At 43.0% G+C, this 18,803-nt stretch carries 13 protein-coding genes; all 13 read left to right on the top strand.

All coding sequences use genetic code 11. The features are described 5' to 3' along the window. Positions 1–86 precede the first annotated feature (86 nt). Positions 87–1,463 carry an O-antigen ligase family protein gene (locus P9L93_01125; GenBank protein ID MDP8229686.1) on the top strand — a complete coding sequence of 459 codons (1,377 nt, stop codon included), beginning with the start codon at positions 87–89 and terminating at the stop codon, positions 1,461–1,463. Then, a complete protein-coding gene (locus P9L93_01120) occupies positions 1,441–2,934 on the top strand; it encodes a hypothetical protein (protein ID MDP8229685.1) in 1,494 nt (497 codons plus the stop codon). Before P9L93_01125 ends, P9L93_01120 begins: the two co-directional genes overlap by 23 nt. After that, positions 2,931–4,076 carry a glycosyltransferase family 4 protein gene (locus P9L93_01115; protein MDP8229684.1) on the top strand — a complete coding sequence of 382 codons (1,146 nt, stop codon included), beginning with the start codon at positions 2,931–2,933 and terminating at the stop codon, positions 4,074–4,076. Before P9L93_01120 ends, P9L93_01115 begins: the two co-directional genes overlap by 4 nt. Further along, positions 4,073–5,215 (top strand): GNAT family N-acetyltransferase, encoded by a 1,143-nt coding sequence (locus P9L93_01110; GenBank protein MDP8229683.1) that lies wholly within the window; start codon positions 4,073–4,075, stop codon positions 5,213–5,215. Before P9L93_01115 ends, P9L93_01110 begins: the two co-directional genes overlap by 4 nt. Then, entirely contained in the window at positions 5,199–6,182 is a 984-nt protein-coding gene (locus P9L93_01105; protein MDP8229682.1) for a polysaccharide deacetylase family protein, read from the top strand. Before P9L93_01110 ends, P9L93_01105 begins: the two co-directional genes overlap by 17 nt. After that, on the top strand, positions 6,179–7,579 hold the full coding sequence (locus P9L93_01100; protein MDP8229681.1) for a hypothetical protein: 1,401 nt from the start codon (positions 6,179–6,181) through the stop codon (positions 7,577–7,579). Before P9L93_01105 ends, P9L93_01100 begins: the two co-directional genes overlap by 4 nt. After that, complete coding sequence (amrS, locus tag P9L93_01095) at positions 7,560–8,639, top strand: AmmeMemoRadiSam system radical SAM enzyme (GenBank protein ID MDP8229680.1); 1,080 nt, start codon at positions 7,560–7,562, stop codon at positions 8,637–8,639. Before P9L93_01100 ends, amrS begins: the two co-directional genes overlap by 20 nt. Then, positions 8,620–8,928 (top strand): hypothetical protein, encoded by a 309-nt coding sequence (locus P9L93_01090; GenBank protein MDP8229679.1) that lies wholly within the window; start codon positions 8,620–8,622, stop codon positions 8,926–8,928. Before amrS ends, P9L93_01090 begins: the two co-directional genes overlap by 20 nt. Continuing rightward, positions 8,925–12,494 (top strand): glycosyltransferase, encoded by a 3,570-nt coding sequence (locus P9L93_01085; GenBank protein MDP8229678.1) that lies wholly within the window; start codon positions 8,925–8,927, stop codon positions 12,492–12,494. The genes P9L93_01090 and P9L93_01085 overlap by 4 nt, the downstream gene beginning before the upstream one ends. Beyond that, positions 12,491–14,473, top strand: a complete 1,983-nt coding sequence (locus P9L93_01080; protein MDP8229677.1) for an alginate lyase family protein — start codon at positions 12,491–12,493, stop codon at positions 14,471–14,473. The genes P9L93_01085 and P9L93_01080 overlap by 4 nt, the downstream gene beginning before the upstream one ends. Before the next feature lie 69 nt (positions 14,474–14,542). Then, positions 14,543–15,655 (top strand): UDP-N-acetylglucosamine 2-epimerase (non-hydrolyzing), encoded by a 1,113-nt coding sequence (gene wecB, locus P9L93_01075; GenBank protein MDP8229676.1) that lies wholly within the window; start codon positions 14,543–14,545, stop codon positions 15,653–15,655. After that, complete coding sequence (locus tag P9L93_01070; GenBank protein ID MDP8229675.1) at positions 15,652–18,438, top strand: WecB/TagA/CpsF family glycosyltransferase; 2,787 nt, start codon at positions 15,652–15,654, stop codon at positions 18,436–18,438. Before wecB ends, P9L93_01070 begins: the two co-directional genes overlap by 4 nt. A 4-nt stretch (positions 18,439–18,442) precedes the next feature. Continuing rightward, on the top strand, positions 18,443–18,803 hold a 361-nt coding region (locus tag P9L93_01065; GenBank protein ID MDP8229674.1), incomplete at its 3' end, for a hypothetical protein.

Genomic DNA, 18,803 nt, shown 5'->3' with positions numbered 1-18,803 from the left:
TATTAATAGTAACCACTCCCGGTCCCGTCCGCCTTAGGCGGACGGGACCGGGAGTGGTAGGGGATGTTAACTGAGAGGTTTATGTGATGTTAGCTACATTATTTTCACCAGAGGTATTGCTTATTTTACACATGGCGATCATAGGCGCTATAGCCTTTTTTCTGATCGTAAGCAAGAATTTTACCTCAGGCATATACCTGTGGCTCCTGACAATACTCTTTTTTAAATACCAGAAGATGGAGTTTGCGGATTCCATAATGCCGGATATGGACATATCCAGGATAGTGTTTGTGCTCCTTTTGGGTATCTTTATACTGGAGGTCCTCGCAAGAAAGCGCAGGCTCTATGCATTTACAGGTATTGAGTATTCCATGTTTTTCTTCTGTGTCCTTGCCATTGTCTCAATGGTATGGACAGGTTCGCTCGTTAAGCAAGGCGGAGGCCTGGGTATAGGAGAACTCTTGACCGGGTACCTGGTCCCATTTTTCATGTTTTATGTGAGTCAGCATGTGTTTGATACACCTGAGAAGAGGAATGTATTTATCAAGTTCATCGTGGTCTTAGGCGCATACCTATGCCTTACCGCGTTTTTTGAACATTTTAATGTCCATAGCCTTATATGGCCGAAGTACATACTAGACCCTGCAGTGGGCATACATTTTGAAAGGGCAAGAGGCCCGTTTCTCCAGGCAGCGGTAAACGGGACTGCGCTGGGATTTGTCCTTACGAGCTCATTCTTTTTCATACTTAAGCCCGACAGCAAGTCCTCGTGGAGACATCTTTCATGGGTATTGCTCGCCCTGGCACCAATAGCAATATTTTTTACATACACAAGGGCCACATGGATCGCGGGTATCATGGGTTTTACAGCGATAATGTTGTTTGCGATGAGGCACAAGAAAAAGATATTTTTGATCATAACTATAGCGCTCTGCCTTTTGACCGCCGTAAGCCTGTTTTTTATCCTGGATGATGACACGATGCATGTTGCGGCAAGAAGGGCAGGCAATGAAAACCCGGTCTATGACAGGTTGAATCTCTATATAGCTTCCATGAATATGTTCATGGACCACCCTGTATTAGGCGTGGGCTTTGGCAGGTTTTCAAAACATGTAATGCGTTATTATGAAAATATAGAGGGTATACCTTTTCGCGCGGCTGAGCTTGTCCAGCACGATACCTTTATAGGCATACTGGCTGAGATGGGCATAGCAGGTTTTGCATTGATACTGTCGATATACTTTTTAATCCTGTCAAAGAGTATCAGGCTGTATAAATCACTGGCCCGCAAGCCGGGAGAGAAGGCCATGGTCGCAGTGTTTTGGGCTATTATGGCTGTCTTCGTAGTCAACTCGTTATTTATAGAGATGAAGTATTTTGAATTTGTAAACTCTTTGTTTTTTATATTTGCCGGTATTATTTACGGATGGGAAAGGCATTATGATACAGCGCTCGCTCGATAGAAAAAATGTATTAAGGGATACGTCTTTTTTCTCAGGGTCTACCTATGTCGCGCAGGCCATGTTTTTTATACGTGGATTCCTGAACGCCAGGATACTGGGGCCCGGGCTTTACGGTGTCTGGTCAGCGCTTAATATCATCTTAAAATATTCGACATTCGCGCACCTGGGAACATTCAACGCAATGGCGCGAGAGATACCTTATGAAAACGGCAGGGGTTCGAACAAGGCCATGGATAAGGTGAGGAATGTCGCGCTGGCGTTCACCCTGAGCATGATACTTGTGTTTTCGACCGTGTTGATAATAACAGCTATTTCCCTGCGAAAGACCATTGCGCCCAACGAGACGACAGGCATGGTCGCCATCGCGCTTCTGGCAATAGTGATGTGTCTGCATGAGTTCTATCAGACCTCGTTTATCGCAGTGAAAAAGTTTTTACTCATAAGCAAGGCAGGCATGATATTCCCTGTCCTGAGCGTGATACTTACGCTCATACTTGTGCCGCGGCTTAAGATATACGGGGTTTACATAGTCGCGGTGATCACGCCTTTATTGACAGTCCTGTATCTATACATAAAAGAACCCCTGAGATTTAGGCTGGATTTTGACCCAAAGGAGATATTCAGGCTGATGAAGATAGGGTTTCCCATCATGTCCATAAATTTTTTACAGGGGACCATCGTAAGCCTCGCCGGGATACTTGTCCTCGCTTTCTTAGGAAAGGTGAGTATGGGCTATCATTCAGTGGCAATACTTGCAACCACGTTTCTGATGTATTTTCCGCTGAGCATACACAGGGTTTTTGAGCCGCACATGTACGAGAGGTTTGGCCAGACTCACGACATCATGGAGATAAAAAAATATTTTTTCAAACCAACGCTCGTGATGTCACTTTTATTTCCGGTGGTGCTGGCGGGTTATTACGCGTGCGTCAGATTTTTTGTGTCGCATTTTCTGCCAGAGTACGTTGTTTCACTGTATCCATTTGTCCTCATACTTTTAGGGAGGTTTTTTCTGGCGTTTTCACCGACATCCGTAGCGTTCATAACCAGCGTAAGCAAACAAAGGTTCCTTGTGCCTGTATACGTGGCAGGTATCAGCATCGTATTGCTGGCCAGCATCGTTTTTATAAACAGGGGGCTTGGGATCGTAGGCGTCAGCATCGGTCTTTTTCTGGCGTTTTTCTTTATAGGGTCTGTGATCTTTATATACGCCTTAAATCATTATATGAAAAATAGGATCAGGTGTGTTTTGTATTTGCTTGGCCTGTACGCGCCTCTTTTATATATGGGCATTGTAGTCTTTTTTATTGAGCGCTATGTACAGGGTTCCCCGACTGTTCTTTTGGATGCAGTGGCGTTGAGTGTAAAGTTAGGCATGATCCTGGTATCCGGCCTGCCGCTTATATACATTGTTCACAAAAAAACAACCCTGATCAAAGAGGTTTTAGGTTTTTTAAAGGTGAAGATATGAAGATAGCCATATTAGGGCCATATCCAGAAAATTCAGACTCAAAGAATATATCAGGAGGGGTGCAGGCAGTAGTCGTGAATATGGTCGAGGGGCTTTCAAGGTTCAAAGACCTGGACATACATGTCGTGACATCCAGTCACCTGATAAGTAAGGACACGCATTTTACATACAATGGTATCAATGTGCATACAGTGCCTGCTGAAGACCATCTTGGCAATGTAAGATTTTATTCAAAGACAAGAAAGGCAATAAACAAGAAGCTCGACGAGATCAAGCCGGATTTAGTGCATGCGCATATGCTCGGGTACTATACTCTGGCAGCCCTGGACAAGGGTCACAAGAGGATGGTCGTGAGCACGCATGGATTATCTGACAGCAGTCAGCCGCGTTTTTATGACCTTAAGGCAAGGATAAGAATGTGTTTTCAGGTTTGCATGTCTATCAGGTGCATGAAAAAGACAGAGAATTTTATAGTAAACAGCCCTTTTGCAAAGAAATATTTATCCAGACAGCTAAAGCATAAGAATGTGTATGAGTTAAACAATCCTATTTCTGAGACCTTCTTTAATATGGATAGAGATTCAGAAGAAGAGGGACGGCTTTTATTTGTCGGTAATATCTCAAGGGCAAAGGGCTTGATGGCGCTTTTGCGCGCAATGAATATACTGAAGCAGAGTTTTGGCGGGATGACGCTCAGGATAGCAGGCCAGATCAGAGAGGACAGATTTTATCACCAGCTACTTGGTTTTATAAAAGAGAATGGATTAGACGGTCATGTGCAGTTTAAGGGCAGCCTGAATGAGGAAGGCTTGAAGGAAGAGTACGGAAAGGCGTCTATATTTGTATTTCCTTCACAGCAGGATGTGGCGCCCCTGGCGCTTTTACAGGCAATGGCTTCCAGTAAGGCTATAGTGACGACAAGGGTAGGCGGTATTCCTTATATAATCGATAACGGAGTAAATGGATTTTTAGTGGAGAAACAGGATCCCAGGGGCCTTGCAGATAAAATAGCATTGTTCATGAAAGATCCGGCCTTGCGCAAAAGATTCGGCCTTAATGCGCATAAAAAGGTCTTTGAGAATTACAGGATAGATGAAGTAAGCAGAAGGCTCTACAAGATATACAATGGGATGCTCTCATGAAGATAAAAAGGATATCTATATATAAGGAATTTACAGAGTGCAAGGACTCTTGGGATGAACTTGTCTCGAGGAGCAACGCTGACAATATATTTCTGACCTATGATTGGATAGATGGCGTGATCAGGCATTTTTATAAAGATGCCTCGCTTCTGATATTAAATGTCTTTGATGATGAGAAACTGGTCGGCATAGCGCCCTTAGTCATCAGAAAATACCGGTATTTTGGACTTCAGGTGAAGGCGGTTTGTTTTATCGGGACTATTTATTCAGACAGGATGGATTTTATTATGGATGGCGACGGTAAGAAGGCCCTGGGTTTGATACTGGATTATCTCGAGACCATAAAAGAAGAGTGGGATTTTATTGATCTTCAGGAGATCCTGGATGGGACAGGCACGTCAGAGACTATAGAGACATGGTTAAAAGACAAAAGATATATGAATATCCTGGGCCCTTCAAGCAAGGTCTTTTTCATGGACCTTAACGGGAAAGACAGAGATGCCAAACAGAAGAAGTTTTCCAAAAAGTTCAATAGAGAATTCAAACAGGCAAAGAATAGAGGGCTAGGTCTGGAGCTGGATTTTAAGAGGCAGAGAGATAAGATAGCTGAGCCCGGAAGATTTTTTTCAGATATATGCAGGGTAGAAGGAGATAGCTGGCAGGGCAAGGAGAAAAAAGGGATATTTTCAAAGCAGGCGACCAGAGATTTTCATAAAGAGATGTTTAGTGTATTTGCAGAGAAGGGATGGGTAGACCTGTCTATTCTGAAATTGGACGGAAGGACTATAGCTTATATGTATGATTATTGCTATGGCAAGATGATATATAGCTATAATGCGTCATTTGACAGGAGATATTCGTGCTTTTCTCCTGGGACTATGCTGATGCTGTGGATCCTGAAAGACTCTATTGAAAGAGGTATCCCGGAATTAGATTTTCTACGGGGAGAAGAAGGATGGAAGAAGAACCTGACAAAGACCTTTAAGACCCACAACCGCATAAGGATATTTAGAGACACATTTTATTCGGGGTGCCTGTATCTTTTGTACTTAAAGATAATGCCGTTTTTGAAAAAGAGCAGATTTCTGCATCGTGCGTGGATGAAGACAAAGGAGATGCTGGATGGCAGTAAAGTTTAAGCTCAAAGATATCGCTAAATACGCGTGTTATTACCTTGGCGTGTCAAAGGCCGTGCTCCAGCTGATAGAGAGGCGCAGCCCGAGATTACTGGTCTTTACGTATCACAGGGTATCCGGACCTTCTGAGGGCGGCGGATATCTGGCCGTTTCCAGGGATATATTTGAACAGCATGTGCGGTATATAAAGGATAATTTTAAAACAGTCTCCATGTCAGACGGCCTGAAGGCGCTGGAGCGCGGGTGTTCAAACGAAATATATGCCAGCATAAACCTGGACGACGGCTACATGGATAATTACCTGAATGCCTATCCTGTATTAAAGAAATACGGCGTGCCGGCTACTATATTTCTCACTACTGATTATATAGGTAAGGAAGAGGTGTTCTGGTGGGACAGGGTCTTTAATATCCAGAAGTCACAGTTTAGGACTAACAAGATAAACAGTGTATTGATAGATAAGGATGAAAAAGAACATGAACCTTTTATAAGTGAGATGGAAAAAGAACATGGAGTTACAAACCCTGCAGGCCCTTCAAAGATGTTGAGCTGGGATGAGATCAGAGATATGCAGAATGGCCTGATAAGCTTTGGCTCGCATACAAAGACTCACAGGAATCTGTGTTTATTGAGTGATGACGAAGTGCGCCGCGAACTCATGGATTCAAAGAGCGCAATAGAGAAGAACATCGGGCAGAAAGTCACGGAATTTGCCTATCCGTTTGGCAGGTTTGACAAGAGGGTAAGGCGCCTGGCGCAGGAGGCGGGCTTCAAGTGCGCGAGGACTACCTGCGGCGGGATCAACACTAAAAATACAGAAATGTTTTTATTGAACTGGATAGGCATGGGACCTATCCCAAAGACAAGCTTTTTATCAGTATGGATAGCGTCTAATTTATTGCGTCATGCCTTGTCGTCGCGATCTTCGGTCGGGACTCCTCGCAATGACAGAACCAGGAGTTCAAAGTGAGTATATTTACATCTTCATTTTATATAAACAGCCCTTCTTATATGCAGGACCTTGCGGTCTCTCTGCGCGGCCTGGGTTTTAAATTACTGCGAGAGGGCAAGGCCTTCAAGGCCATGCTTTCTGAACTGGAAAAGAGCCAGTATTATTCTGAAATAGAGCTAAAGCAGCTACAGAGAGAAAAGCTGAGAAGGATGATAAGGCACTGCTATGAAAATGTACCTTATTATAAGAAGCTTTTTAGAAAACTTAATCTGACACCGGATGATATCAGGGATATATCTGATTTAAAAAAGATACCTGTGATAACGAAGCAGGATGTAAAGCGAGACCCTGAGGAATTTCGCGCACGGAATATAAATAAATCGCTTATGAGAAAGGTGTTCACAAGCGGCACAACAGGTTCGCCCTTAAAGCTCTACAGGGATATTCATTCTATAAATTTTGAGCATGCCATGATCAGGAGGCAATACAAATGGGCAGGACTTAGTCCCGAGGCAAGAAAGATGGTCCTGCGCTCAAGCCCTATCGTGCCATCCAGCGTAAAGAGGCCGCCGTTCTGGAGGCATGATCATTTTCAGAAGGGCCTTTTGCTTTCAGCCTATCATCTTTCAGAGGAAAATATAGAATCTTATTCTGAGAAGATATTAAAGTTTAAACCAGCTGCATTAGAGACTGTGCCATCTGCTGTATATCTATTGGCAAAACTCATGCATCTTAAGGGTATAAAAATGGACCTTGAATATATCTTTACTTCATCAGAGGCGCTTATGCCGCACCAGAAGACATTTATAAAACAGCAGTTTAACTGCAGGGTATTTGACCATTATGGCGCAGCAGAGAGGGTCGCGGCAATAGGCATGTGTGAAAGAGGAAACTATCATATTTATCCAGAGTATGCCATAACAGAACTTTTACCTGTCAGGGGCATGCAGGAGTCTTTCGAGATCGCAGGTACTGCATTAAATAATTTTGCAATGCCGCTTTTGCGCTACAAGACAGGTGATATTGTAATACCGTCTTCAGAAAAGTGTCCATGCGGGAGGAATTTTCAGAGGATAGAATCGATCCAGGGCAGGGCGACTAATGAATTTTTTATGACAAAGGACGGCCGCTTTGTGTCACTTCTCTCAGGCATGCTTTCCGCGGATCTAAAAGGCATTATAGAGGCGCAGTTTGTGCAGGAGGAATTTGACAGGATCAGGGTGAATATAGTAATCAGCGAGAAATACACAGTGATGGAGGAATCTAAGCTCAGGAAGAGTGTAAAGAATTTTCTGGGGGATGATATAGAGGTAGATATTAAAAAGGTACCTAGTATTCCAAGGACAGAAGGCGGAAAGTTCAAACAGTTTGTATCGAAACTAAAGGAGGATTCAAATGAAAAAGTTAGACTCTAATTACGAGGCAAAGCTATACAAGAAGCTTAGCGAAAACAGGGTCCAGTGTGAACTCTGTCCCAGGATGTGCGTAATAGCAGAGGGCAATACTGGATTCTGCAAGGTCAGAAAAAATACAAACGGCACACTCTATGCCTTGAGTTATGGCAGGGCAGTGCGCGCAGCAGAGGAATTTATAGAGACAGAGGCAGTGTTTCACTTTGAGCCGGGAAGCCGCATACTCTCGCTCGGAAATGTAGGGTGCAACCTCGCATGCTCATATTGCCAGAACTGGAGATTTTCGCAGATAGAGCACATTGACGAAAACTCTATATTCGAATACACGCCTGAAGATATCGTAAACATGGCCCTGGAGCGCGGCATAAAGATACTCTCCTGGACATACAATGACCCAGTGGTGTGGTATGAGTTTGTGCTGGATACAGCGAGGCTCGCAAAAAAACACGGCCTGTATAATCTTTTCAAGACAGCGCTGTTTGTAAATCCTAAGGCCATTGAAGAGCTCATGGAGGTGATAGATATTTTCAGCATTTCCATAAAGAGCATGAATGATGAATATTACAGGAGTCTGACCACGGGGTGGCTCAAGCCAGTTCTGGATGGCGCGAAAAAGATCTTTGATGGCAAAAGGCATCATTTAGAGATAAGCAATTTAGTGGTCACAGGCGCAAGCGATAAAGAAGAGGATTATATTGAATTGATCGACTGGGTAAAGCATAACCTGTCAGGGGATGTGCCTCTTCATTTCGTGCGTTTTCACCCTAACTATAAATACACACATGTCTCAAGGCCGTCAGTAGATACGATTGAAAAGGCACGTGAGCTGGCAAAGGAGGCAGGCATAAAACACTGCTATCTCGGAAATGTCTTCAGTCATGAAGGCACGAATACGTATTGCAGGGTATGCAACAGTCTCCTTGTAGAGAGGATGGGGCTGAATGCAACACCTGCAGGTATTCAGGCGAATGGAAGGGGTTATATCTGTAGTAACTGCGGCACTGATGCAGAGATAAAGATGTTTCAGAGAAAGAGGAGGAGTCATGCAAAAATTAAAGTATAAGTGGGATGGCGATATCTGGCTGCTCCATGTGGAGCTCAAGAATACAAACGGTGCTGACATGGCCCTTTACTATTCAAGGATCATGCAGGGTAAGCTCGAGCCAGAAAACCCTGTATCAGTGAAGCCAGGCCAAAGTCACAGGTTTATTATCTCGAAAAAGAGTCCTGGTGAAGCAGGCCTGGATATCGAGTTTAACAATAAGCTGTGCGTGGAGATATTTAAACTTCAGGACAGGGCATATCTGCCGAGCAAGGCTGACAGGTGTTATTTTAACGGAGAGGTAAAGTGAAGATATTTTTTGTCCACTCAAGATTGTCTCTTGGCGGCGCTGAAAAAATGGCCTACGAGGTAATAAAAGGACTTGATAGGTCAAGGTTTCAGCTAAAGGTGTGCTGTCTCTATAGTCCAGGAACCATAGGCAAGAAACTTTTATCAGAAGGCATTGATATGGTGCATAGTCTTATGCAGGACAAATATGACCTCGCAGGGATCTACAGGTTGTTTTTTCTGCTTAAAAAAGAACGTCCAGATGTATTGCATCTGGAGAGTTCGCCGCTGGTCTTATTCTGGGGATATTTATGCGCAAGGCTTCTGAAGATACCTCATACGGTTACAGTCATACATACCATGAGGAAGCCGGAGAAATGGGAACGCTTTAAATCAGGCATCATAAATAGATTATTATTAAGGAGGCTGGATAGGATAGGCGTGGTATCCAGACTGAAGATGGAATCTCTGATAACAGATTATGGTATAGATCCATGCAGGCTTTATCTTATTCATAATGCAGTAGACATAGACAGGTTTTCAAAGAATTTCAATACAGATGAGTTAAAAAAGGAGATAGGCCTTTCTGATAAGAATAAAGTCGTGGGTATGATCGGTAGATTAGTAGTGGAAAAGGCCTACGATGTGTTTTTAAGATCAGCCCAGAGGATAGCAGCTTTAATGCCGGATACCAGGTTTCTTATTATAGGTAATGGAGGAGAGAGAAATAGGCTTGAAGACATTGCAGGGGACTTAGGACTTAAGGAACACGTATTATTTTTGGGCGAGAGACAGGATATACCAGAACTTATTTCTCTTTTTGACGTGGCAGTGCTTTCCTCAAGGATAGAATCTTTTCCAGTATCGCTTTTAGAATACATGGCAAGCGCAAAGGGCATAGTCGCCACAGGCGTAGGCGATAATTCCAGGATCATAAAGAACAATGAATCAGGCATTATCGTCCCTTCCGAAGACCCTGAGGCCATTAGTGAAAGAGTTTTAGAGCTACTTAGAGACAGCGATAAGGCCAGGCGATTCGGCATGAATGCAAAAAAGAGAGTGGAAGAAAAGTTTTCTTTGAAGACCATGATTAAAAACATGGAGGATTTTTTCCAAAAGCAAGATTCAATGACAGTTGACAAACACATAGTTATAGTAGGCCCTGACCTAAAGGCAAAAGGGGGTGTTTCCAGTTTTGCAAAGAATTACCTCTGCTCAAAGTTTCCAAAAGGGCTAAAGGCAGTCTATCATCCTACAACAGTTGATGGCAATGTGGTTTTAAAGACATGGTTTTTTATAAAGAGTCTGGTTCGGTTTTTTATAAGATTATTGACTGATAAAAACATAGCCATTGTCCATATCCTGAGCGGTTCAAAGGGCAGTTTCTGCAGAAAGGCGATAATGCTCCTCGTGTCCAGGCTTTTTGCAAGGCCGGTGGTATTTCATATACATGGCGCAGGCTTTGACGTCTTTTATAGAAAATCGAATACAGCGGGAAAAGTTTTCATAAAAAAGATACTGGATCTCTCTGACAGCATAATAGTTTTATCTCAGACATGGCACTCTGAAGTCTCGCGCATGACAAAGAATAAAAATATAAAGATAATACCCAATCCTATTGATGCAACGCCTTTCAGTTATATCAATGGTAACAGGGATTTTCTCAGTATGAATATATTGACTGCAGGACGGCTGGAAGAACGCAAAGGCACATATGACATTTTAGATATTGTGCCAGTCGTCACCAGGGAAATCCCAGAGGCCAGATTTTATCTCGCAGGCGATGGCGATGTAGAAAAGATAAAAAAGATCTGCATAGAGAGGGGTATTGATAAAAACATAGTCTTATTGGGATGGCTCAGCAGGGAAAGACTGCTGGAAGAGTTTGAAAGGGCTGCATTGTTTTTGCTGCCTTCATATCACGAAGGACAGCCTATTGCAATACTGGAGGCAATGGCCTCAGGATTGCCTGTGATCTCTACAAAGGTCGGAGGTATCCCAGAGGTCGTGGAAGATGGCGTGAACGGTTTTCTGGTAGAGGCCGGCGAAAAACAAGACCTGGCCAGAAAAATCATAAGGCTCTTAAAGGATACTGAGTTAAGCAAGACCATGTCGAGAAATAATATTGAGAAAATAGATTCTGTGTTCAGGCTGGACCGCGTGGTGAATGGTTTTTTTGAAGAATATAAAAACCTGCTTACCCTTTCGCAACCCCGGAGGTTGCCGTTCGGCAACCTCCGGGGTTGCGGAGGTAAAGATATAAGACTGTCTGTAAAAAAATGGATATGGAGAAAATTGCGCGAGGGCAGGCCCTTTAAAAATATGTTTGCGCGTATCATGGAGATAGATAAATTTTCCAGAAAAGATATAAAAAAATTACAGATGGAAAGCCTGAAGGATGTTATCCGCTACTCATATTCGAACGTCCCTTATTATAAAAGGCTCTTTGACGAGGCAGGCATCAACATAAATGGCAAATTTAGAGAAGGAGATCTGGAAAAGATACCATTTCTTACGAGGGATAAGATCCTGCGTAATCCTGATGATTTTATATCAAGGCGCTCTAAAAAGATATTCTTGAGAAAGTCAGCCACGAGCGGCACCACTGGCACGCCCATAGTGCTTTACAGAGACCTCTATTCTGTAAATTTTGAGAACGCGATATTGTGGAAACAGAGGAACTGGGCAGGTATCAGGCCGGGAGATAAAAAGGTGATATTAAGAGGCGATATCATCATGCCAGTGTCAAGTAAAAGGCCGCCTTTCTGGAAATGCGATTTCCTTGGTAAGGAGCTGATGCTTTCAGCCTTTCACATATCCCGTGATACCGTGCCTTATTATGTAAATGTACTGAGGGATTTTAAGCCGGTATATATAGAGGCATACTCATCCTCGCTTTACATACTGGCAAAGTTTATAAAGGAAAGCGGGCTTAAAGGTGTGTCCTTTAAATCAGCTATTCTTTCTTCCGAGACATTGCATGATTACAAAAAGAAATTGATAGAAGAGGTGTTTAACTGCAAGGTCTATGACTTTTACGGAAACGCAGAAAGGGTAGCAGCTATAGCAACATGCCCGGAAGGCAATTTACATGTGCTTCCTGAGTATGGCCTTGTGGAGTTTATAGACTGCAAGGACAGAGAGGGCTATAAAGAGATCATCGGGACATCTTTTATCAATATGTCAATGCCGCTCATAAGATATAGGACCGGAGATGTTGTCATCCCATCTGAAAAAGAGTGTAAATGCGGCAGAAAATCGCAGATGATCGATAAGATCATAGGCAGGTTGAGCGAGTTTGTCATTACGCCTGAAGGAAGATATGTAGGCATGATGGACTGTCTGTATAAAGGATTAAAGAATTTTATAGAGGCGCAGCTGATCCAGGAAGACAGAAAGAATATACGGGTAAAGGTCGTTCCAGATGTTGATTTTTCGGCCACAGATGAAGCTAATATCATAGAGAGGGTTCGGGTGCGGGTCGGATGCGGCATGAATATATCCGTAGAGAAGGTAGATTCTATCAGGCGCACAGGGAATGACAAGTTCAGAAGTGTCGTGTCTAAGTTAAAGGATAAAGGGATATGAAGCAGCTTATCTGGTATATAAGAAGATTATCGTGTATATCTGGGCAGGAAGCAGTGCGCAGGATATATAAACTTATCCAGCTGAATATTCATGTTTTTCTAAATAGAAAGGTGGACCTGGGCAGGGTTTTAATCAAGGATAAAAATGGGACAAATTTTTATTTTGGCGCCAATGGGACCCTGGAAATAAGGCGGCAATTCTTAAGGCTTTTTCCAAACAGCATAAAAGATATAGTCCGGGATGCAGACAGGCTTTGCAGCCACAATTTTAAGATATTTGATTCAGAGTGGAATTTCGGAAAGGAAATAGACTGGCACAGGAACAGACACAATTTAAAAGATATCAGATTTGTATGGGAATTAAATAGATTCCAGCATCTTGTGACGCTGGGTAAGGCGTGTCTTTTGACAGGGCAGAAAAGATACGCGATTGAGGCAAGGGACCAGGTCATTTCATGGATAAAACAGAATCCAGGATATAAAGGCGTTAACTGGAAGAGTTCGCTTGAAGTCAGCCTGAGACTTATTTCCTGGTGCTGGGCATATAAGCTCATAAAATCATCCGGTGTATTTTCTATAAGTTCAAACAGGAGATTTTTAGAATCTATATACAGACACGCAGAGTTTGTGAGGAATAATCTCTCAAGGCATTCGTCCGGCAATAATCATTTGATAGGAGAGGCTGCTGGACTCTTGATAGCCGGTCTTACATTTCCAGGATTTAAGACCTCAAGGAAATGGCTGGACACCGGAAAGAAGGTCTTGTTTAAAGAGATTTTGAATCAGGTCTATCCAGACGGCGTTACAAAGGAACAGGCGCTTGGCTATCAGGGCTTTGTCATGGAACTAGCCTTACTGGCAATTGTACTTCTGCAGAAAAATAACATAGAGATACCCAGGGAATTACTCGGCAGGTTCTATAGCATGGCAGAGTTTATCATGAATATTATAGATACGAATGGCAATGTGCCGCATATCGGGGACTCGGATAATGGCGTGGCAATAAGATTGTCCAGCGCCAGGGATTACAGTATGTATAGATCTCTTTTATCCAGCGCAAGCATTTTATCCGGCAGGGGAGATTTTAAGGAAAAGGGAAACGGGTTTAAAGAAGAACATTACTGGCTCTTTGGCATGGACGGGCTTAAGAGGTGTAGACGGATAAAGAAAGTAAAGGCCTTTTTAGGGTCCAGGCTATTTGACAAGGGCGGCTATGCTGTTTTCAGAAACCCTTCACCGAATGGAAATGTGCTGATAATGGACTGCGGGGAACTGGGCTATGGCGCAATAGCAGCGCATGGCCATGCTGACCTCTTTAGCATAACTCTTTCTTCCAATGGCACGCCTCTTCTGATAGATCCAGGCACGTACTTATATCATTCAGGTAATTCATGGAGGGATTATTTCAGGGGGACAAGCGCGCACAATACAGTTACAGTCAATGACAAGAATCAGTCAGAGATAACAGGGCCTTTTATGTGGGGCAGGCGGGTTACGCCCAGGATAGAGAAGTGGGAGACAAAAGAGGATAAAGACTATATAAGCGCTTCATATACCAACTGTAATGTCATGCACAGGAGGAAGATATCTTTTGATAAGAAAAAGGGATTATGGCAGGTAATGGATTCCCTGGATTCAAAGGGCGAGAACAGGATCAGGCAGTATTTTCATCTATCGTCTGGCTCGGGCGTGAAAGACATAGGAGACAATATAATAGAGTCAAAAAATAAGAATGTGTATTTATATATTTTTACAGACAAGACGTTTTCTACAGAGATAAGAGAGGGCAGGTATTCTCCTATCACTGGCTGGAGTTCTAATATGTTCGGGACAAGGGTTAAAAGTCCTACTTTGGTCAATAGCGCTGTGGTAAAAGGCAGATCTGAATTTGTCACGTTTTTGTACATTTCAAATAAAAAGATGAAAGTGGAAGATTTAAAAAAGCTACCACAGAGGTCACAGGCTGTCATTCCCGCGTAAGCGGGAATCTTTACGAGAAAATTTTTAGATGTCCGCTTTCGCGGACATGACACAAAAGTGAGATAAAAAATGAAGCTCAAGATAGTTAATGTAGTCGGTGCAAGGCCTAATTTTATGAAGATAGCGCCTATTGTAAAGGAGATGAAGCGCTATTCGAACAAGATAGAGTCTGTGCTGGTCCATACAGGACAGCATTTTGACAGAGAGATGTCAAAACTATTTTTTGAAGACCTCAGACTTCCCAAGCCAGATTTTTATCTGGGAGTGGGCTCTCATTCACATGCAGTTCAGACTGCGAAGATAATGGAGGAGTTTGAGGACGTATTATTAAAGGTAAGACCTGATCTGGTCTTGGTGGTAGGTGATGTCAATTCTACTATTAGCTGCGCATTGTGTTCTGCGAAGCTGAACATCCCGGTCGCGCATGTAGAGGCAGGCCTTAGGAGTTTTGACAGGACCATGCCTGAGGAGATCAACAGGGTCATGACAGATGTAATAGCAGAATATTTATTTACTACAGAAAAAAGCGCAAATAAAAATTTATTAAAAGAAGGTATATCCAAAGACAATATCTATTTTACAGGGAATGTGATGATCGACACATTATTGGACCATAAAAAGATTGCAGATAGATCCAGTGTCTTAAAAAGACTAAGGTTAAAGAAAAGAGATTATGCAGTGCTTACCCTGCACCGACCGAGCAACGTAGATAAAAAACACTCCTTTGTGAATATCCTGGAGGCCTTATATGAAATACAGAGGGAGATCACGATCGTGTGGCCTATGCACCCGCGCACAGAAAAGATGATAAGAGAGTTTGAACTGGATGGCCATATCTTAAGGATGCCTAATCTCAGGGTAGTCTCTGCAATGGGTTATCTTGAATTCTTAAAATTAATGACAGATTCAAGGTTTGTGCTCACAGATTCAGGCGGCATACAGGAAGAGACCACTGTGTTAAAGGTCCCGTGTCTTACGATCCGAAAGAATACTGAGCGGCCCGTGACTGTCAATCAGGGTTCAAATATTGTGGTAGGTCAGGACAGACAAAGAATAGTGAAAGAGGCGAATAAGATTATTTCAGGCAGGGTTAAAAAAGGCAGGACGCCTGAACTCTGGGACGGAAGAGCAGCAAAGAGGATAGTGAAGATATTGGTTAAAACATTAGGGAAAAAGACATGAAACGCGTTAAATTTCTAAATTCCTTTATAGACAATGTCTCCATGAAAGAGGCCATAAACATAATAGATGGATTTGTCGCCTCTGGGAGGCCGCATCAGCTTGTGGCAGTCAATGCTACAAAGATAGTCAAGATGCAAAAAGACAAGCAACTGCGAGATCTTGTAAATTCATCTGACCTTGTGTTTGCCGATGGACAGGCAGTGGTCACAGGGTCAAGGATCCTGGGCAGTTCGCTGAAACAGAGGTTGGCTGGCATAGACCTGATGCAGGAGATAGTGAGACGAGCGAATACCAGGAAATATAGTCTGTATTTTCTGGGCGCAAAAGAGCATGTTGTCAGGAAATTAGTCGATATATATAAGGAAAGATTTCCTGAGCTTGAGATCGCAGGCTGGCACGACGGGTATTTTGAATCAGCTGATCATGAGAGAAAAGTGATACAAGGGATAAAGGGGTTAAGGCCTGATGTCCTGTTTGTAGCAATGGGGACGCCCAAGAAAGAGTACTGGATAAGGCAAAATCTTGAAGAGCTGGGTATTCCTGTTTGTCTGGGTGTAGGGGGTAGCTTTGACGTAATCGCAGGATATGTTAAAAGGGCACCTAAGTGGATGCAGGGAATCGGACTTGAGTGGTTTTTCAGATTTTTGAGCGAGCCGCGCAGGATGTGGAAGAGGTACCTGTTTAGTAATACGACATTTATATGGATGGTCATGAGAGAAAAGATAGCTTTAAGAAAGACGATAGCCGCGTTTTTCCTTTTAGCGCTTGCATTTTTCCCGCTGAACCTTTTTCAGGCGGGGGAAAAGGAGTGGTTTCCTTTTTATGTGCCGTGGAATTATTGTAAGAATTCCGCCGTAGACGTCAGTTTTTTATTGGATGCGCCTGCAGGTAAGCACGGTTTTGTAGCTGTAAAGGATGGGCATTTCTATTTTAAAGACGGAATACGCGCAAGATTCTGGGGAGTAAATATCCATTCGAATAAGACATGTTTTCCTTCGCATGGACAGGCAGAGGACATTGCAAAGAGACTTGCCCAGCTGGGATGCAATATAGTCAGGATGCACCTACTGGATTACGAAGAGCCATATGGAATAATAGACTCAAATTATAATGATTCACAGCACCTGTCAGCCTCGCAGCTCGAAAAGATGGATTATTTCATCTATCAGTTAAAAGAGAATGGTATATATGTGACATTTGATGTCCTGGGATTGGGCGCAAGAAGGTTTAAAGAAGGAGACGGTGTCGTTGATCACAATAAGATCAAATCCGGAGCAGGCGGGATCTCATTTTTTGATGAGAGGATAATTGAACTGAGCAGGAAGTTTGCCAAGGATTTTCTCTCACACGTGAATTCTTATACTGGAAATAGTTATCTGGATGAACCTGCGATCGCAATGATCGAGATGACGAATGAAAATACACTTTTTGGTCACTGGATAATAGAGTCATTTACTCCTCATTATAAAAAGAAGATAGATGGATTGTGGAAGGAGTGGCTTAAGGGAAACAGCCGCGGGTCAGAAAATATTTACAGCGAGTGGTATGAAGATAGGCGCTTTAAATTTGAATTGCAGAATTCATATCAGGAGGATATGTATGACTATCTGCGTTCAATAGGTGTTAAGTGCCCTATAGGCTCTTCAAATTATACGCACGATAATCTGAACCTCGCAGCTGACAAGAACATGGATTTTACAGATATACATCTGTATTGGGACCACCCGTACAAGGTCAACAGGATCCATAACCGAGCCCTTATAAAACAGAGCCATCTGAACCCAGAGACACTGGTCAATATGATATCAAGGGCCAGTGTATTTAATAAGCCTCTTATAGTTACGGAGTGGGACAGTATCTGGCCCAATGAGTGGAGGGCAGTGGATGTGTTGAGCACTGCTTCTTATGCGGCATTGAATGAAGTGGATGCGCTTTTTCTTTATTCATACAATGGCGGATGGGAGATATCGTGGGATGATCTTGAGAAAAAAATATATTATCCGACAGTCGTATTTAATGACCCCGCTAAGATGGGGCTTTTTCCGCTGGGTGCATTGATTTTTTTAAGAGGGGATGTGGCGCCTGCAGTGCATACGCGCTATGCGTCTTATGGTATGGACGAGCTTTACCAGATGAGTGAGCCGTATTCAGACTGGTCAAAGATAGCCGGGGTCGCATACGTGTCCAGGCTGGAAAAAAAGATCCATGCCTCAGATGAAGGGATATATTATCCTTATATCGCTGAGATCTTTAGAGATGAAGGCAAGGTCATTTCTGACACAGGAGAGATCACAAGGGATTCGAAGAGAGGTGTTTTTATAGTGAAGGCACCCAGGATATTTTCTTTCTCTGGTTTTATAGGCAGTGTAGTATCGCAGCAGTTTAATGGCATAAGGTTTGCGAGCGACACAGATTTTGCCACATTCACTGTGACGTCGCTGAATGAAAAAGATATCTCTGGATCAGACAGGCTCCTGGTTACTGTGGTAGGACGTGTTCGCAATAAAAGTCAGAGATTGACGCCCCATATAACAAAAAAGAGTGATGACCTGAAACGGGATGTGTATGTCCTTGATAAAGGCCAGGGCCCTATCCTGGTAGAGGGCGTAGAAGGCGTGGTCTCTATTAAAAAGAGAAGGAAGAAGGAGAATGTTGTAGTTTTTGCATTGGATGAAAAGGGGCTCAGGCAAAAGCCTGTGCCAGTAAATATTAAAGGCGAGAGTTTTACATTTAAGGTATCTGGCGAACATCAGACTATTTATTACGAAATTGAGAGGATATGATCTTATGATAAAGGGAAAAGAAGATATTTTAAGAAAATTATTGATGCTCATGGACGCGGGGGTCGTGTGCGTGGCGTTTTTCATAAGCTTTCTTATAAGGGATAACGTGCACGTCTTATACGCGCTGGATATTTTTCCGGATAGACAGGTCTTAGGGGGCCTGTATCCTATGTCTAAATATCTGAATATACTGCCAGTGGTGCTTTTTGGCTGGTGGATTTCACTTAGCATATCTGGTCTCTATGATTCCTTCAGGACAAAGAGCTTTTTTGAGATGGTGTGGGGCATCCTGAGGTCTGCAGTCCTGGTCATGGTGCTTTTTGCAACAGTGGTGTTTCTGTTTAAGCTGGATTTTATCAGTAGGT

Source organism: Candidatus Gorgyraea atricola, assembly GCA_030765235.1.
Classification (GTDB): Bacteria; Omnitrophota; Gorgyraeia; order Gorgyraeales; family Gorgyraeaceae; genus Gorgyraea; species Gorgyraea atricola.
This window is presented reverse-complemented; position numbering and strand designations above follow the sequence as displayed.